Origin of the sequence: Pseudomonas serbica, from assembly GCF_028823535.1 — a bacterium.
Lineage (GTDB): Bacteria > Pseudomonadota > Gammaproteobacteria > Pseudomonadales > Pseudomonadaceae > Aquipseudomonas > Aquipseudomonas serbica.
In genome coordinates this window covers 86669-102288 of sequence record NZ_JAQIYM010000018.1, presented here as the reverse complement: position 1 = coordinate 102288, position 15620 = coordinate 86669, and the positions used below count along the sequence as shown (strand labels likewise).

The 15620-nt window shown below is 61.8% G+C and carries 16 protein-coding genes; 10 read left to right on the top strand and 6 right to left on the bottom strand.

Annotated elements, in window-relative coordinates:
* Positions 1-29 precede the first annotated feature (29 nt).
* The 3 genes from NQL71_RS25985 to NQL71_RS25975 all read left to right on the top strand — a co-directional run bounded on the left by NQL71_RS25985 (position 30) and on the right by NQL71_RS25975 (position 2474).
* Positions 30-689, top strand: coding sequence for a phosphoribosyltransferase (locus NQL71_RS25985; RefSeq protein WP_046817623.1), 660 nt, complete (start codon positions 30-32; stop codon positions 687-689).
* A gap of 125 nt (positions 690-814) precedes the next feature.
* Complete coding sequence (locus tag NQL71_RS25980; protein WP_046817622.1) at positions 815-1384, top strand: YceI family protein; 570 nt, start codon at positions 815-817, stop codon at positions 1382-1384.
* 37 nt (positions 1385-1421) lie between these two features.
* Positions 1422-2474 carry a T6SS phospholipase effector Tle1-like catalytic domain-containing protein gene (locus tag NQL71_RS25975; RefSeq protein WP_274643572.1) on the top strand — a complete coding sequence of 351 codons (1053 nt, stop codon included), beginning with the start codon at positions 1422-1424 and terminating at the stop codon, positions 2472-2474.
* A 107-nt stretch (positions 2475-2581) separates the two neighbouring features.
* On the opposite strand, the gene paoC is transcribed toward NQL71_RS25975, so the two are convergent.
* Genes paoC through paoA form a run of 3 tightly spaced genes read right to left on the bottom strand, consistent with a single transcriptional unit; the run spans position 2582 to position 6353 of the window.
* Complete coding sequence (paoC, locus tag NQL71_RS25970) at positions 2582-4780, bottom strand: aldehyde oxidoreductase molybdenum-binding subunit PaoC (RefSeq protein ID WP_274643571.1); 2199 nt, start codon at positions 4778-4780, stop codon at positions 2582-2584.
* On the bottom strand, positions 4777-5733 hold the full coding sequence (locus NQL71_RS25965) for an FAD binding domain-containing protein (protein ID WP_046817619.1): 957 nt from the start codon (positions 5731-5733) through the stop codon (positions 4777-4779). Before NQL71_RS25965 ends, paoC begins: the two co-directional genes overlap by 4 nt.
* Positions 5730-6353: an aldehyde dehydrogenase iron-sulfur subunit PaoA gene (gene paoA / locus NQL71_RS25960; RefSeq protein ID WP_046817639.1), complete on the bottom strand. Its 624-nt coding sequence runs from the start codon at positions 6351-6353 to the stop codon at positions 5730-5732. The genes NQL71_RS25965 and paoA overlap by 4 nt, the downstream gene beginning before the upstream one ends.
* A gap of 197 nt (positions 6354-6550) precedes the next feature.
* Here paoA and NQL71_RS25955 point away from each other — a divergent pair, with 197 nt between their 5' ends.
* Positions 6551-7231, top strand: a complete 681-nt coding sequence (locus NQL71_RS25955; protein WP_046817618.1) for a GNAT family N-acetyltransferase — start codon at positions 6551-6553, stop codon at positions 7229-7231.
* An 869-nt stretch (positions 7232-8100) separates the two neighbouring features.
* Here the strand turns inward: NQL71_RS25955 and NQL71_RS25950 are convergent.
* Together NQL71_RS25950 and NQL71_RS25945 are read right to left on the bottom strand one after the other, a co-directional pair.
* Positions 8101-9231 (bottom strand): DmpA family aminopeptidase, encoded by a 1131-nt coding sequence (locus tag NQL71_RS25950; RefSeq protein WP_274643570.1) that lies wholly within the window; start codon positions 9229-9231, stop codon positions 8101-8103.
* 92 nt (positions 9232-9323) lie between these two features.
* Positions 9324-10427 carry a polyamine ABC transporter substrate-binding protein gene (locus tag NQL71_RS25945; protein ID WP_046817616.1) on the bottom strand — a complete coding sequence of 368 codons (1104 nt, stop codon included), beginning with the start codon at positions 10425-10427 and terminating at the stop codon, positions 9324-9326.
* 111 nt (positions 10428-10538) lie between these two features.
* Here NQL71_RS25945 and NQL71_RS25940 point away from each other — a divergent pair, with 111 nt between their 5' ends.
* Positions 10539-11315 (top strand): helix-turn-helix transcriptional regulator, encoded by a 777-nt coding sequence (locus tag NQL71_RS25940; protein WP_274643569.1) that lies wholly within the window; start codon positions 10539-10541, stop codon positions 11313-11315.
* Here NQL71_RS25940 and NQL71_RS25935 read toward each other — a convergent pair.
* The gene (locus tag NQL71_RS25935) at positions 11299-12240 is read right to left on the bottom strand and encodes a class I SAM-dependent methyltransferase (protein WP_274643568.1); all 942 of its coding nucleotides are present in this window, start codon (positions 12238-12240) and stop codon (positions 11299-11301) included. The genes NQL71_RS25940 and NQL71_RS25935 overlap by 17 nt on opposite strands.
* A gap of 277 nt (positions 12241-12517) precedes the next feature.
* Here NQL71_RS25935 and NQL71_RS25930 point away from each other — a divergent pair, with 277 nt between their 5' ends.
* From NQL71_RS25930 to NQL71_RS25910, 5 genes are all read left to right on the top strand, one after another.
* Complete coding sequence (locus NQL71_RS25930; RefSeq protein ID WP_248687357.1) at positions 12518-13135, top strand: cytochrome b/b6 domain-containing protein; 618 nt, start codon at positions 12518-12520, stop codon at positions 13133-13135.
* The gene (locus NQL71_RS25925) at positions 13132-13917 is read left to right on the top strand and encodes a molybdopterin-dependent oxidoreductase (RefSeq protein ID WP_077186038.1); all 786 of its coding nucleotides are present in this window, start codon (positions 13132-13134) and stop codon (positions 13915-13917) included. The genes NQL71_RS25930 and NQL71_RS25925 overlap by 4 nt, the downstream gene beginning before the upstream one ends.
* A gap of 53 nt (positions 13918-13970) precedes the next feature.
* Positions 13971-14237: a pentapeptide MXKDX repeat protein gene (locus NQL71_RS25920; RefSeq protein WP_046817611.1), complete on the top strand. Its 267-nt coding sequence runs from the start codon at positions 13971-13973 to the stop codon at positions 14235-14237.
* A gap of 181 nt (positions 14238-14418) precedes the next feature.
* Complete coding sequence (locus NQL71_RS25915; RefSeq protein WP_077186039.1) at positions 14419-14826, top strand: response regulator; 408 nt, start codon at positions 14419-14421, stop codon at positions 14824-14826.
* Positions 14827-14875: 49 nt separating this feature from the next.
* On the top strand, positions 14876-15544 hold the full coding sequence (locus NQL71_RS25910) for an HAD-IA family hydrolase (RefSeq protein WP_274643567.1): 669 nt from the start codon (positions 14876-14878) through the stop codon (positions 15542-15544).
* Positions 15545-15620: the final 76 nt, after the last annotated feature.

The following is a 15620-nucleotide window of genomic DNA, read 5'->3' as shown; positions in this document are numbered from 1 at the left end:
AGGCGTTGATCGCCTGGGGAGGTTTTCCAATGAATCACTCATCACAAACCATCCTGCAAGACCGCACTGCCGCCGGGCGACGCCTGGTGGAATCGCTGCTCCCGTATGCCCATCGCGCCGATGTAATCGTGTTGGCCTTGCCCCGGGGCGGCGTGCCGGTGGCCTATGAAGTGGCCACGGCGCTCGGCGTGCGCCTGGACCTGCTGCTGGTGCGCAAGCTGGGTGTACCGTCCCATCCGGAGTACGCCATGGGCGCGATTGCCAGTGGCGGAATCGAAATTCGCAATGAGCAGGCACTGCGGGCCCACCCCATTGACAAAGCGGCGTTCGAGGCCGTGGTTGCCCGGGAAACCCGGGAGCTGTTGCGACGTGAGCAGGTCTATCGGGGCGCGCGGGCGCCGGTGCAGCTCAGGGATCAGGTGGTGATTCTGATCGACGATGGCTTGGCGACAGGGGCCTCGATGCTGGCGGCGGTGCAGGCGGTACGTGCGCAGGAACCCGCGCGGATCGTGGTGGCGGTGCCGGTGGCACCGGTGGAAACGGCCGAGGCGTTGCGCAGGGAAGTGGATGAGTTGGTGTGTCCGCTGTGTCCTGAGTGGTTCACCTCGATCGGACATTGGTACATGGATTTTTCCCAGACGTCGGATGCCGAGGTCATCGAGTTGTTGCAGCGGGCGTGGGCAGCGTAGGCGCGGGTGGTCGCAAATCCGCGCGGCCAGTGGCATAACCGGCCGATCTTTGCTTTAGTCCTCCTGTCACTGGCTTGCGTGCGTTCGACACTTTCCCATGAGGGCGCCCGGGCCCGGAGTGTTCCATGAACTCTCGATTGCTGCGTTTTTCAACCCTGTTTGCCATGCTTGCGTTGGGTGTTTCTGCTCAGGCTGGTGCCGTTGAATACGCGGACGTGAATCTCAATGCCAGCACCATCAGTTTCACCTACAACCAGACGGGGTCGCGGGTCTATGGCACTTTCAGCAAGTTCGCCGGCGACCTTGATTTCGATACCGCCCACCCCGAGGCGGCCCACGCCAGCTTGACCATCGATCTGGCCAGCATCGATGCCGGTAGTGACGACGCCAATACCGAGCTGCAAAAGCCCGCCTGGTTCGACACCGCCAGCTATCCGCAGGCGACATTCGAATCGACTCGCGTCAAGGATCTCGCCAACGACCGCTACTTGATCAGCGGCAACCTCACGCTGCGAGGCCTGACACGGGGCGTGGATGTGCCGGTTCTGCTCAAGGCCGAGGACGGTATCGGGATCTTCGTGGGCGAGCTGACGCTCAACCGCAACGACTTCAGGATTGGTGAGGGGGAGTGGGCCGACAGTGTCGTTTCCAACGAAATCAATATCCAGTTCCGCATGGTCGCGCCACAGCGCTAGCGAGCGTGCAGGGTTTGTGAATAGACAGGAGATGAATATGCCAAAGAAAATCATCGTCGCCTTCGACGGCACCTGGAACCTGCCTGATCAGAAGCCTGAGATCGACGGCGACGCCAGCACCAACGTGGTCAAGCTGCATGACGCGATCCTCCCCAGCCAGAAAGACGGCACGCTGCAGAAGAAGATCTATGTCGCCGGCGTGGGCACCGACTGGTACGACAAACTCGAGGGCGGGGCATTTGGGGTGGGGTTGTCGAAGAAAATAAAGGATGGCTATATCGCCCTGGCCAAGCAGTACGAGGAGGGCGACCAGGTGTTCATTTTCGGCTTCAGTCGCGGGGCTTACTCCGCGCGTAGTCTGGTGGGGTTGATCCGCAACGTCGGGCTGCTGACGAAAAAGCACATCGACCGCATCGATGAGGCCTACACCCTGTACCGCACCCGCGATTCGAGCGCGGATACGGAAAACGCCAAGTTCTTTCGCCAGAGTTACTCCCGGGAAATCCAGATCCATTTCCTCGGCGTCTGGGACACGGTCGGCGCCTTGGGGGTGCCGTTCAAATCGGCTGAGTGGTTCAACCACAAGTACTATGAGTTTCACGACACCGAACTCAGCGGGATTGTGCGCAACGCCTTCCATGCCGTCGCCATCGACGAACACCGGGCCAATTACGAATGCACACTGTGGGACCCGATCGCCAAGCCCAATCAGGTGATGGAGCAGGTCTGGTTCTGTGGCGCGCATGCCAATGTGGGTGGCGGCTACGCCGACAACTCGCTGTCGGACATCCCGTTGCGCTGGATGGCGAACAAGGCGATGGAGTGCGGACTGGAGCTCAATTCAAAAAAAATCCCGCGGCTGCCGAGCGATCTGCCGGCGATCACCGACTCCTACCAGGACTTCCTCGGTGGCACTTATCGGTTGTTGAATGCACGTTATTTCCGCACGATCGGCAAGACGTCGTTCGGCCAGGAATGCATCGATGACACCGTGCAGCAACGGGTGATCACGGTGGCGAATTATCGCCCGAAAAATCATGTGGACGTCCATCTGAATGGCACTTATGTGCCGTTGAACAAGATCGGTTGATGGCAGGAGCGGGTGGCTTCGGTGGAGATGACGTACGACTGGTAATTCAGTGCCGTCGCGACGGACGCCATCGCCAGCACAACCGTCAACTGACTTACCAACTGCGATTAAATCATCGGCGGCAATTTATCGAGCATCTTGTCCAGGGTGATCGGGTATTCGCGCACCCGAATCCCGGTGGCGTTGTACACCGCGTTGGCGATGGCTGCACTGACGCCGCAAATTCCCAGCTCGCCAACGCCCTTGGCTTTCATCGGCGAGGAAACCGGGTCGGTTTCATCGAGGAAGATCACCTCCTGGTGAGGGATGTCGGCATGCACCGGCACCTCGTAGCCGGCCAGGTCATGATTGACGAAAAAGCCCAGGCGTTTGTCCACCACCAGGTCCTCCATCAGTGCCGCGCCGACGCCCATGGTCATCGCGCCAATGACTTGGCTGCGCGCCGAAGTCGGGTTGAGAATGCGCCCGGCTGCGCACACCGCCAGCATCCGGCGCACGCGGGTTTCCCCGGTAGCGCTGTCGACCGCGACTTCGACAAAGTGCGCGCCGAAGGTCGATTGCTGGTATTTCTTGCCCAGTTCACCGAATTCGATGCTGTCCTCGGCGACGATCTCGCCGCTTTGCGCCGCATTGCGCAACGGCCTGCTCTTGCCGCCAGCGCGTACCTCGCCACCCACGAACTCAGCCTCTTCGGCGTTCACACCGAGGCGTTGCGCAACGGCTTGGCGAAGTTTGACGCAGGCGGCATACACCCCCGCGGTCGAGCAGTTGCCGCCGAACTGGCCACCTGAGCCAGACGAGACTGGAAAGCTCGAATCGCCCAAGCGCACCACCACCTGGTCGAGGCTGACGCCGAGCATTTCCGCCGCCGTCTGCGCGATGATCGTATAGCTGCCGGTGCCGATGTCAGTCATGTCGGTTTCCACGGTCACGGTGCCCTGATCATTCAGGCGAACGCGGGCGCCGGACTTCACCAGCAGATTATTGCGAAAGGCTGCGGCGACGCCCATGCCGATCAGCCATCGGCCATCGCGCTGGGTGCCCGGTTGCGCAGGGCGCTGGCTCCAGCCAAATCGATCGGCCCCGGTGCGCAGGCATTCGACCAGATGGCGCTGGGAAAATGGTCGATCCGGTTTCGTCGGGTCGACCTGGGTGTCATTGATGATCCGAAACTCGATGGGGTCGAGCTTCAGCTTCTCCGCCATTTCATCCATGGCAATTTCCAGCGCCATCATGCCCGGGGTTTCGCCCGGAGCGCGCATGGCGTTGCCTTCCGGCAAGTCGAGCGTCGACAGGCGCATGGTCACCCGACGGTTTTCCCCGGCGTACAGCAATTTGCTCGGTTGCGCGGCGAGTTCCACTTTGCCGCCGGGCAAGTCGCCGGACCACCCTTCGTGGGCCATCGCGGTGATCTTGCCGTCGCTGCCGGCGCCAATGCGGATGCGTTGGATGGTCGCCGGGCGATGGGTGCAGTTGTTGAAGATCAGCGGCCGGGCCAGCGCCACTTTTACCGGCCTTCCAGCCATGCGTGCGCCCAGGGCGGCAAGGAGCGCGTCGGCGCGGATGAACAGTTTGCCGCCGAAGCCACCGCCGATGTACGGCGAGATCAGGCGCACGTTCTTTTTGGGTATGCCGAGGGTGGTGGCCAGGTCGGTGACCGACCAATCGATCATCTGGTTGGAGGTCCACAGGGTCAGGTGGTCGCCGTCCCAGGCGGCCAGCGAGGCCATGGGCTCCATCATGGCGTGGGCCTGGTCGGGCGTGGTGTAGGTGGCGTCGAGTTGCACCGGGGCCGCCGCGAATGCCGCTGCAAAATCTCCGTGCAGGGTGTCCTCCATCTGATCCTTGGGTTCTACCGCCGAGTCGCGGGAGCTGCCGAGGTCGAAAGCGCCTTCGGTGGTTGAGTACGTGATGTCCACCCGTTCCGCGGCGGCGCGCGCCTGTTCAAAGGTTTGCGCGACCACCAGGGCCACGGCCTGGTGGTAGTGCTGGATCTCCGGCCCGCCGAGCAGACGCGCGGTGTTGTATTTGCCTTTGCCGAGCTTGCCGGCATTGGCGGCGGTGACGATGGCGATTACCCCCGGTGCCGATTGAGCGGCTTGCAGGTTCATCGAGGCGATGCGTCCCTTGGCAATGGCCGAGCCGACCACCACGCCATAGGCCTGGTTCGGCACGGCGTCGTGGTGTTCATAGGCGTAGGGCGCCTGCCCGGTGGTTTTCAGAGGGCCTTCGATGCGCGTGGTGGGCTGGCCGATGACCTTGCCTTGGTCGATGGGGTTGGTGGTGGCCGGGGTTTCGAATTTCATGCCTGGGCCCTCGCGTGTGCCATCACCGAAGCCAGCGTGCGCTCGACCAGGGTCAGTTTGAAGGTGTTTTCAGGGGTGGGTGTGGCGCCGTCCAGCAGCTGTTCGCTGAACGCTTTGGCGCCTTTGGCCATGGCTGCTTCAGCGCTTTCCACGCGCCACGGTTTGTGCGCGACACCGCCCAGCGCAATGCGGCCGGTGCCGTCCGGCTGGATCACCGCGGCCACCGAGACCAGCGCAAATGCGTAGGAGGCACGATCACGGACTTTCTGGTAGAGGTGCGTGCCGCCAAGCGGCGCCGGCAAGGTCACGGCGGTGATCAGCTCGTGCGCGGCCAGGGTGGTTTCGATGTTCGGCGTATTGCCGGGCAAGCGATGCAGGTCGGCGATGGCGATCGCGCGCGTGCTGCCGTCGGGTCGAACCGTCTCGACCTGGGCATCGAGCACACGCATGGCCACGGCCATGTCGCTGGGATGAGTGGCGATGCAGGCATTGCTGACCCCGATAATGCCCAATTGCCGACTGAAGCCGCCGATGGCCGCGCAACCACTGCCAGGCTGGCGCTTGTTGCAGGCTTGATGGGTGTCATAGAAGTACGGGCAGCGCGTGCGTTGCAGCAGGTTGCCGGCGGTCGTCGCCCTGTTGCGCAACTGGCCGGAGGCACCGGCGAGGAGGGCGCGGGAAAGCACGCCGTAGTCCTTGCGGATGCGCGGGTCTGCGGCGAGGTCGGTGTTGCGCACCAGGGCGCCGATTCTCAAGCCGCCTTCGGGTGTGGCTTCGATTCGGTCCAGGGCCAGGTCGTTGACGTCGATCAGTTGCGTCGGCGTCTCGATGTCCAGCTTCATCAGGTCCAGCAGGTTGGTGCCGCCAGCGATGAAGCGCGAGCCATCGACCTGGGCGGCGAGCGAGGCGGCCTCGGCCGGCGACTTGGCGCGTAGATAGGTAAAGGGCCTCATGCGTTGGCCTCCGCGACTTCGGTGATCGCTTCGATGATGTTGGAGTACGCACCGCAGCGGCAGATGTTGCCGCTCATGCGTTCCTGGAGTTCGCTGGCGATCAGCCTGGGTGGTTCGGTTAGGCTCGGGCTTACGTGACTGGGAATGCCGTCGCGGATTTCCCCCAGCACCGCGACTGCCGAGCAGATTTGCCCCGGCGTGCAATAACCGCACTGATAGCCGTCATGCTTGATGAATGCCGCCTGCATCGGATGCAGCTTGTCCGGCGTGCCGAGCCCTTCAATGGTGGTGACCTTCGAGCCTTCGTGCATCACCGCCAGGGTCAGGCAGGAATTGATCCGCCGGCCGTCGACGATCACCGTGCAGGCGCCGCACTGGCCGTGGTCGCAACCCTTTTTGGTGCCGGTGAGCTGCAGGTGTTCGCGCAGCAGGTCGAGCAGGGTGGTGCGAGTGTCGAGCTCCATGGCCTGCTGTGTGCCGTTGACCCAGATCGACACTTTGCTCTTGACCGGCAGCGCGGTGTTGGCGGCCGCTGCCTGCGCAGATATGAACGGTGGCAGGATCACGGCCGCTGCTGTCACCACGCCCACGATCAGCAGTTCTCGTCGGGAAATCGTCATCACGTCGAGCATCGGTGCGCTTCCTATGGTTGATTGGCGATAACAGCCCTCATCCATTGACTGACCCCGGTGCCAAGGGAAATGTTCATGCGGATTTCGGCTATAGACTCATGTGTGTGGCTCATGAATCGATCAAGGCAGGCTCCGGCGCGGTATGATAGGCAGCCGCGCCCCATTCCCCGGAGTCAGTCCCCGCAATGCCCCAGATCACCCACTACAAAACCCCGTGCCCGGAGTCGGTCAACAGTCAGATCCTGCAGCTGGTGGTCGACAACCTGACCGACATCAGCATGGTCGCCATCCCGCCCAGTAACCTGCTGTACAACGTCTACCAGTACGCGATCGGCTACGAGGTGCACCTGTATCTGGAGGCTTTGAACGGGGCGAAAGGGATGGCGGTGGAGTTGATCGTTGCCACCGATCTGGACGATCCGGACAAGGTCGTCGGTTTCCTGCTGTACCTGCCGGTCAAGGACGATCCCGACGCCTGCAGTGTGGCCTACATGGCCGTGGATGGCGGGCATCGGCGCCAAGGCATTGCGCGCCGGATGCTGCGCGAGATGGTCGGCCGCTACCCGCATGCCGAGCTGGCCTGCGCCGTGGCCAAGGTGCCGTATTTCGAGTCGATGGGTTTTCAGGTGGTCGGTGCGCGCAGTACGCAAGTGCTGATGAACACCCGCGACCACGGCAGCGACGGCTTGATGGCGCTGCTGGATGTGGCGCCGATCTACAGCTCGCTGGAGGTGCGGCAGATTCATACCTACCTGCTGCAAAAGCACGGCAAGCGGGCGATGCTCGATGCGGAAAAGCAGCGTGACCGGCATCTGGACCAATTGACGCGCAAGGCCAGCGAATTCGTTCGCGAGCGATTGGGATAAAGACGATCCGGTGGGTTTGGAATGCACAATGCCCGGTCAAGTGTCGTAATGCTGTTCACTTAAGCATGGGGTTGTTAAGAACTGGATTGGGGGGATATCCATTGCTGCGGTAACGGCCACTTAGGGTTTCGCTCTTACAGCGAGTCCCTTTTCCAAACGCCGAAAAGGAACCAAAAGGCTTTGCCCCACCACTCGGTGCCTCGCTGTGGCTCGGCATGCCCTCTCTCCGGCATTGCTCCGTGGGTCGCCGCGATGGGCCATCCCTGGCCCAGCGCGGCTAAACCGGCGTCCTGCCGGTTTACCCACTACGCAATGCCTGCGTTCGGCCATCGTGGTTTAACGGGGCGCCCAAATCTAAAGCCAAAGCGAGGCTTTTGATTTTCTTGTCCCCTCACGCCCTGAGCCTGTCCGTCAACTTGTGAGTGCTTCCATCGGCGCCTCTACCAACGTTGATCCGCGCCGCGTTAAAGCCAGCAAGTAAGTCTTTTCGTCATAAACGGTTCCGTTTTTCCAAGTGACTCGCTGTAAGAGCGAAACCCTAGGTGGCCGTTACCGCAGGAATGGATATACACCTGATCCAAATATGCACCTGGAGCCCTCCAACCTAAAGTGAACAGCATTACGGCCAAGTGCCGGGTTTTTTCAGGTCTGTGTTTCGCGCAGTTAAAAAAGAGCCTCAAAGCTCTTTGATGGGGAGAAGTGGAGCCATTGAGGCTCAAGATGCGCATGAAGCAGGCGGTGAGCTTGATAGGGGTTCAGTGCACTCACCACCTGCGCAACGGCTTGGACAAGCAAGCGGCTGCGCAACTCCATCGTAGGAAGATGGGGGTTGCGCCTCAAGTACCGCTAGTCGAATCCCCCCACAACTGTCAGCTTCGGCGATTGCGCTCCCCCGGCCAACCGGCCTGATTCAGGGCCTTGAGCAGGGTTTCGGCATCCAGGCCCGGCACCGCGTGGCCGTTACCTTCGGTCGTTTCGGCGGCGAGCAGGGCGTTGATGATGGCTTCTTCAACGGCTTCGGTGGCCGCCAGGAACAATTCGCTGATGTGATCGTTGTTGACCATGCTCAGGTTGTCGCAGGTCGGCGCTTTTTTGCTCTCGTACGCCGCCGGTGGTACGTGCTGATTGCCGGTGGCGAACGCGATGAAGATGTCGCCGCTGTGGTCTTCATTGCCGCCGCCGGTGCGGGCCAGGCCGAGGCTGGCGCGCTGGGCCAGGCGCGTGCATTGGTGCGGCAGCAACGGCGCATCGGTGGCCAGGCAGACGACGATCGAGCCCATGCCCGGATGTGGTAGCGACGCCTTGAGAAACGGTGAGTCGACCTGCTCCATGTAGCGCCCGACCGGGTAGCCATCGACGCGCAACTCATTGCGAATGCCGTGGTTGGCCTGGACGATTGCGCCAACGGTCCAGCCGCCCTGGTCACTGCTCAAGCGTCGCGACGCGGTGCCGATACCGCCTTTGAATTCGTGGCAGATCATGCCGCTGCCACCGCCGACATTGCCTTCAGCTACCGGGCCGCCGACCGCCGAATGCATGGCTTCGGCCACATGCTCGACCTTGACGTGAAAGCCGTTGATGTCATTGAGCAAGCCATCGAAGGTCTCCAGCACCACCGGCATGTTCCAGTAGAGCCGTCCGTCATCCGGTTGCTGTTCACGGTCGAGCACGATCAAGGCGTCGCGCACCACGCCCAGGCTGTGGGTGTTGGTGAAGGCGATCGGGCTGGTCAACAGGCCCGCCTCGCGAACCCACTCCAGGCCCGTGGCATCGCCATTGCCGTTGAGCACATGGACGCCGGCGAAGCACGGCTGCTGGCTGGTGGAACCGGCACGCGGCTCGATCACGGTGACGCCGGTGAGTATGTCGCGACCCTTGGCGGTGCGACCGCGCACATTGCTGTGGCCGACGCGCACGCCGGGTACATCGGTGATGGCGTTGAGGGGGCCGGGTTGCAGGTGGCCGAACTGGATGTTGAGGTCGCGGGCACGTGGTTTCATGGTTTCTCTCATCTTCAAATTCAGCTGGAAAAAAGTGGACGCTGAACCTGTGGGAGCGGGCAAGCCCGCTCCCACAGGGGGTAGAGGTGGACTTACTGGCCGTTCTTGACCTTGCTCCAGATCCGCGTACGCACCCGTTCGGTCGCAGGCGGCAGTGGCTGCAAGGTGAACAGGGTGGCCAGGGCCTCGGCCGACGGGTAAACCGCAGGATTGGTCCGTGTCGCCTCGGCCACCAGCGCTGTCGCGTTGCGATTGCCGTTGGGGTAGTTGAGGTGATTGCTGACCGGGGCAATGACCTCGGCGCGCATCAGGTAGTCGATGAACGCCAGGCCTTGCTCGGGGTGCGGGGCGTCCTTGAGCAATACCAGCGTGTCGAACCACACCGGCGCGCCTTCCTTGGGCAGGCTGTAGGCGATCTTCACGCCATTGCCGGCCTGCTCGGCGGTGGTTTTGGCTTCGAGCATCGCGCCGGACCAACCGACGGCAACGCAGATGTTGCCGTTGGACAGGTCGCTGATGAACTTCGACGAGTTGAAGTAGGCAATATGCGGACGCAGCTTCAGCAGGAGCGCTTCGGCCTTCTTGTAGTCCTCGGGATGGGTACTGTTAGGCGGCAAGCCCAGGTAGTGCAGGGCGACCGGCAGCATTTCCGACGGCGAGTCGAGCATCGCCACGCCGCATTGGCCGAGCTTGGCCAGGTTCTCTTCCTTGAACACCAGGTCCCAGGAGTCCACCGGTGCCTTGTCGCCCAGTACGGCGCGTACCTTGTCGATGTTGTAGCCGATGCCGTTGGTGCCCCACAGGTACGGCACGGCGTACTGGTTGCCCGGATCGTTGTTGGCCAGTTTGGCCAACAGATCGGTGTCCATGTTCTTGAAGTCCGGCATCTGCGCGTGGGGCAGCGGGGCGAGAGCGCCCGCCTTGATCAGGGTTGGCAAACTGAAGTTGCTGGCCACCACCACGTCGTAGCCGCTGCCGCTGGTCAGCAACTTGCCTTCGAGCACTTCGGCGCTGTCGAAAGTGTCGTAGACCGGCTGGATACCAGTGTCACGCTTGAAGTCATGCAGGGTGTCCGGACCGATGTAGTCATACCAGTTGTACACGTGCACGGTCGGGCCATCGGCAGCTACCGCTGCCAGCGACACCGCCAGACAGGCGCCAAGCCCCAGATTGAAATACGAGCGGTGACCACTCATGATGCGGCACTCCTGGCCTGCTGCAGGCCGGTGATAATCAGGAGTTTGCAGCGTATCGACCGGGGTGGCCGTTACCCATTCCCATCATGGGTTACTCGAAAGGGGTAGTGCGTGGACGCGTTGTTGAAAGAGTTGCCGCTGCACCAGGGGCTGGCGCGGGTATTTGGCGTATTGGGCCAGGACGGGTTCTGGCGTGCACTGGTCGACACCCTGCGCCTGCTGGTGCCGCTGGACAACGCCTTGGTCGCGGTGATGCGACCGGGGAGGGTGCCGCGCTTGCTGATCGATTTCGACGCCAGGGGCCGCGGCGACGAGCCTGAAGATCTGGCCGACTACAGCGCCGGCATGTACCTGCTCGACCCGTTTTACCTGGCCGTCTGTGCCGGCATCGCCGATGGCTTGCACAGCCTGGAATCGGTGGCGCCCGATCAGTTCCAGCAGAGCGAGTACTACCTGAGCTACTTCCGCACGGTGGTGGGTGGCGACGAATTGCAGTTCATGCTCAACCTCGACGGCGCCGTCCTCGGTCTGTCCCTGGGCCGCTCGACCCGCTTCACCCTGGAAGAACAGGGCCGCTTGCTGTGCGTGCGCGACTGGGTGCTGGCGGCGATGCGTCGGCACCTGCAATTGCTTCCGCCAGAAGGCCCGGTCGCCGAAGCGGTAGCCGGGGATCTGGCGACCTTGCTGGATCGCTTCGACGCACGCCTGTCAGTGCGCGAAATCGAAACCGCGCGCCTGATTCTCCAGGGCTTCTCCAGCAAGGCCATCGCCCAACAGCTGGGCATTTCCCCGGAGACGGTGAAGGTGCACCGGCGCAATCTCTATCACAAGCTCAATGTGAATGGGCATGGTGAGTTGTTTGCGTTGGTGCTCAATCCCCCAGGGTGAACACCAACGCCTTCAACCCGCACTCGACATCGGCATCGGGAAACTCCGGTGGATTGTCCAGCCGCTGCTCAAACTGCAGGCCCGGTGCTTCGCGGGTGACGCCATCGATGAGGAAGTCCGCACCGAAAGCCGGGTCGTTCATGCAGGCCAGCACCGTGCCCTGGGGGGCGAGCAGTTCCGGCAGGCGACGCAGTACCCGCTGGTAGTCCTTGGTCAGCAGGAAGCTGCCTTTCTGGAACGACGGCGGGTCGATGATCACCAGGTCGTAAGGGCCCTTGCCGATCACCTTGCCCCAGGACTTGAACAGGTCGTGGCCGAGAAAGGTCACCTTGCCCAGGTCATGGCCGTTGAGCCGGTGATTGTCGCGGCCTCGGCTCAGGGCCGGGCTCGACATGTCCAGGTTGACTACGTGTGTTGCGCCGCCTTCGATGGCTGCCACCGAGAAGCCGCAGGTGTAGGCGAACAGGTTCAACACGCGTTTGCCTTGGGCGTTGGCCCGCACCCAATCGCGGCCATAGCGCATGTCGAGGAACAGCCCGGTGTTCTGTTTGCGCCCCAGGTCCACCCGGTACTTCAAGCCGCCTTCGACGATCGTCAGCTCGTCGATTTCTTCCCCGAGCAACCATTCGGTGGTGCTTTGCAGCAGGTAGCGATGTTGCAGCAGCAGGGTGTGGGCGCCGGATTGCGTCCATGCTGGTGATTCGGCGATTTCCAGCAGTAATGCTTTCAACGCCTCCAGCTGCGCCGCTTCCGGCTCCTTGAACAGCGCCACCAGCACCACGCCCTGCAACCAGTCGACGGTCACTTGCTCCAGCCCCGGCCAGCAGCGCCCACGCCCGTGGAACAGGCGACGGGTTTCGGTGGGGGCGGCCGCCAGGGCAGTCAGCAGGTGTTCGTTGAGGGTGGCGAGGGCTTCAGGGTTCATCGGTCTGGGTCGGCAATCTTTGGGGGGCGGCATTTAACCATAATTGCACCTGTGGCGGATCACCCAAACAGTGTGGGAGCGGGCTTGCTCGCGAAGGCGGAGTGTCGGTTGAGATCTGTATATCCTGACCCACCGCTTTCGCGAGCAAGCCCGCTCCCACAGTATTTTTGGGTGTAATCAGACGGCAGTTATCACGATTAATTTAACTTTACGTGAGGATTTGGCGATCTTGCGGCTCCCATAATCGGCTCCAACGAACATCAACCGGGAGCCGGACATGTCGCAGCCGACTGCTTCACCCAAGGCCAGCCATCCACGCTGGCTGCGGCTCACCCACTGGCTGAACGCCCTGGCGGTGCTGGTGATGGTCACCAGCGGCTGGCGCATCTACAACGCCTCGCCGCTCTACGAATTCAGCTTTCCCACGTCGATCACCCTCGGCGGCTGGCTCGGCGGCGCCCTGCAATGGCACTTCGCGGCGATGTGGTTCCTGGGCGTTAACGGTCTCATCTACCTGGCCTGCAACCTGTTCAGCGGGCGCCTGAAACGACGCTTTTTTCCGGTCTCGCCCAAAGGCGTGCTGCATGACCTGTGGGCAGCGCTGCGCGGCAAGTTGGGGCATGCGGACCTGAGTCACTACAACCAGGTTCAGCGTGTGGCGTACCTGTTCGTGATGGTCGATATCACGCTGCTGGTGCTCTCCGGGCTGGTGTTGTGGAAGTCAGTGCAGTTCCCGCTGCTGCGTGAATTGCTGTGGGGCTACGAAGGTGCGCGGCGTGTGCATTTCTTCGCCATGGCGCTGTTGGTGGCGTTCGTCGCGGTGCACCTGCTGATGGTCGCGCTGGTGCCAAAAACACTGTTGGCCATGATCGTTGGTCGCAAGGAGCGGGTATGAAAAAGCGCATTCAAGGGGCCGGGCTGGACGAGTCGTCCATCCTCACTGACGCCCGGAAAATCCTCGCCCCGCAGATCGAGGACCGCTCGCGTCGCTCGTTCCTGCTGCGTGGCCTGACCCTCGGCGGCGTGGCCATGTTGTCCGGTTGCAACCTTACCGACAACGACAGCGTCGAGACCGCGTTGTCGTCCATGTCGCGCTTCAACGACCGGGTGCAAGGCTGGCTGTTCAATCCCAACGCCATGGCCCCGACCTACCCGGCGTCGATGATCACCCGGCCATTTCCCTTCAATGCCTTTTATGGCATCGACGAGGCGCCGGCGGTGGAGGAGGAGGGCTATCGGCTGGAAGTCACCGGCCTGGTCGCGGACAAGCGCAGCTGGCGACTCGAAGAGCTGCGCGCGATGGCGCAGACGGAGCAGATCACCCGGCATATCTGCGTTGAAGGCTGGAGCGCGATCGGCCGATGGGGTGGCGTGCGCTTCAGCGAATTCCTCAAACGGGTTGGCGCCGACACCGACGCCAAATATGTCGGCTTCAAATGCGCCGACGATTACTACACCAGCATCGACATGGCCACCGCACTGCATGCGCAAACCTTGTTGACCCTGACCTATGACGGCGCCGTGCTGCCTCGCGAATACGGCTTCCCGATGAAGCTGCGCATGCCCACCAAGCTCGGCTACAAGAACCCCAAACACATCCAGGCGATTTTCGTCAGCAACACCTACAGCGGCGGCTACTGGGAAGACCAGGGCTACAACTGGTTCGGCGGCAGCTGACGAGCATCCGGCAATCCCCCTCGTTCACACCCCATGCATCAAGGAGTTTCATCATGAAAAAGTTGACCACTGTCGTTCTGTCCATGTGCCTGGCCATCGGCGCTGCCAGTGTTTTTGCGGCTGACACCATGAGCAACGATTCGATGTCCAAGGACGCCATGTCGAAAGACGCCATGAAAAAAGACGCGATGTCCAAGGATGCCATGAGCAAGGACGGCATGAAAAAAGACGCGATGGCCAAGGATGCCATGAGCAAGGACGGCATGAAAAAAGATGCCATGTCCAAGGACGCGATGAAAAAAGACGCCATGTCCCAGTAACGCCAATGCTTTCCTTGGGGGGCGCTGGAGTCTTGCCCCCCAAGCACAAAGCCTCGCAAAGACCGATTTCGTCGACCGCCAGTATCAAAAATGAATTTCCGCCGATACCGTTGCTCATACCTGTAGGTAGCGGATTTAAAGCCCGCGTATTTATTTGGTGCGATCAGGGAGCGGCAAGGTCATGAGTCGAGTATCGACGGCGGGCGAACACCTTCCTGGCGGGTTGATTCTGGTGGTTGAAGACGACCCGCTGATCCTGGAATTTCTCTGTGAAATTCTTCAGGAGGAAGGTTATGTGGTGCAGGCGCAATCGAGTGCGGATGAGGCGTGGGTGTACCTGCAGGGGCACGCCCAGGAGGTCGCGTTGTTGCTGACTGACATCACCATGCCGGGCACTCTCAACGGTGCCGAACTGGCGAATCTGTTCGGTGATCGCTGGCCTGGCAAACCCCTCATGATCATGTCCGGTTATGAAACTCCGGAAAGCTCAGGGGTTCGGCATCAAGTGTCGTTCATCAAGAAACCCTGGGCGATTGGGAAATTGCTTGATTGTGTTGATGGCGCCCTGAAATCCCGCCGCACCATGTGATCGTGTACATTGCAGCAAATGCGCTAACCCTTGAGATAGGAAGGCCCCTTTGCCTGCTCCCGAATCCATTTTCAATGTCCCGTACCGTGCCTTTCTGTTCGACATGGATGGCACCATCCTCACCTCGATAGCCGCCGCCGAGCGAGTCTGGGCAGGGTGGGCCGTTCGCCATGGCGTCGATGTCGAGACCTTCCTGCCCACCATCCACGGCGCCCGCGCCATCGATACCATCAATCGCCTGGCCTTGCCCGGCGTCGATGCCGAGGCGCAAGCGGCGTGGATCACCCAAGCGGAAATCGAAGATGTCGACGGGGTTGAGGAGGTGGCTGGCGCGGCGGGATTTCTACGCTCTTTGCCGGCTCATCAATGGGCCATCGTCACCTCTGCACCCAGAGAGTTGGCGTTGCGGCGCATGGCCGCCGCGGGGATACCCGAGCCGGCTGTGATGGTCACGGCTGAAGATGTCAGTGCCGGCAAACCCGACCCTTCCGGTTATCGATTGGCCGCGCAACGGCTGGGTGTCGAGATCAGCCATTGCCTGGTTTTCGAGGATGCGACGGTAGGCATTCTCGCGGCCGAGGCGGCGGGGGCGGATTTGTTGATCGTCACGGCGGCGCATGAACAGCCGATAGTGACGGCGCATGCGACGTTGGGCAGTTATGACAGGGTTGTTGCCCGGTCGGATGTGGACAGTTTCATCCGGCTGCAGAAAATCTAAATGTGGGAGCGGGCTTGCTCGCGAAAGCGCTGTATCCGTCGACCATTTTGTTGTTTGACACACCGCCTTCGCGAGC

Coding starts and splice junctions, on each gene's coding strand:
- paoA (WP_046817639.1), bottom strand. CDS start 6,353: ATGACGATTTCCCGACGAGAACTGCTGATCGTGGGCGTGGTGACAGCA.
- NQL71_RS25950 (WP_274643570.1), bottom strand. CDS start 9,231: ATGAAACCACGTGCCCGCGACCTCAACATCCAGTTCGGCCACCTGCAA.
- NQL71_RS25955 (WP_046817618.1), top strand. CDS start 6,551: ATGCCCCAGATCACCCACTACAAAACCCCGTGCCCGGAGTCGGTCAAC.
- NQL71_RS25930 (WP_248687357.1), top strand. CDS start 12,518: ATGTCGCAGCCGACTGCTTCACCCAAGGCCAGCCATCCACGCTGGCTG.
- paoC (WP_274643571.1), bottom strand. CDS start 4,780: ATGAAATTCGAAACCCCGGCCACCACCAACCCCATCGACCAAGGCAAG.
- NQL71_RS25945 (WP_046817616.1), bottom strand. CDS start 10,427: ATGAGTGGTCACCGCTCGTATTTCAATCTGGGGCTTGGCGCCTGTCTG.
- NQL71_RS25980 (WP_046817622.1), top strand. CDS start 815: ATGAACTCTCGATTGCTGCGTTTTTCAACCCTGTTTGCCATGCTTGCG.
- NQL71_RS25985 (WP_046817623.1), top strand. CDS start 30: ATGAATCACTCATCACAAACCATCCTGCAAGACCGCACTGCCGCCGGG.
- NQL71_RS25965 (WP_046817619.1), bottom strand. CDS start 5,733: ATGAGGCCCTTTACCTATCTACGCGCCAAGTCGCCGGCCGAGGCCGCC.
- NQL71_RS25935 (WP_274643568.1), bottom strand. CDS start 12,240: ATGAACCCTGAAGCCCTCGCCACCCTCAACGAACACCTGCTGACTGCC.
- NQL71_RS25975 (WP_274643572.1), top strand. CDS start 1,422: ATGCCAAAGAAAATCATCGTCGCCTTCGACGGCACCTGGAACCTGCCT.
- NQL71_RS25920 (WP_046817611.1), top strand. CDS start 13,971: ATGAAAAAGTTGACCACTGTCGTTCTGTCCATGTGCCTGGCCATCGGC.
- NQL71_RS25925 (WP_077186038.1), top strand. CDS start 13,132: ATGAAAAAGCGCATTCAAGGGGCCGGGCTGGACGAGTCGTCCATCCTC.
- NQL71_RS25915 (WP_077186039.1), top strand. CDS start 14,419: ATGAGTCGAGTATCGACGGCGGGCGAACACCTTCCTGGCGGGTTGATT.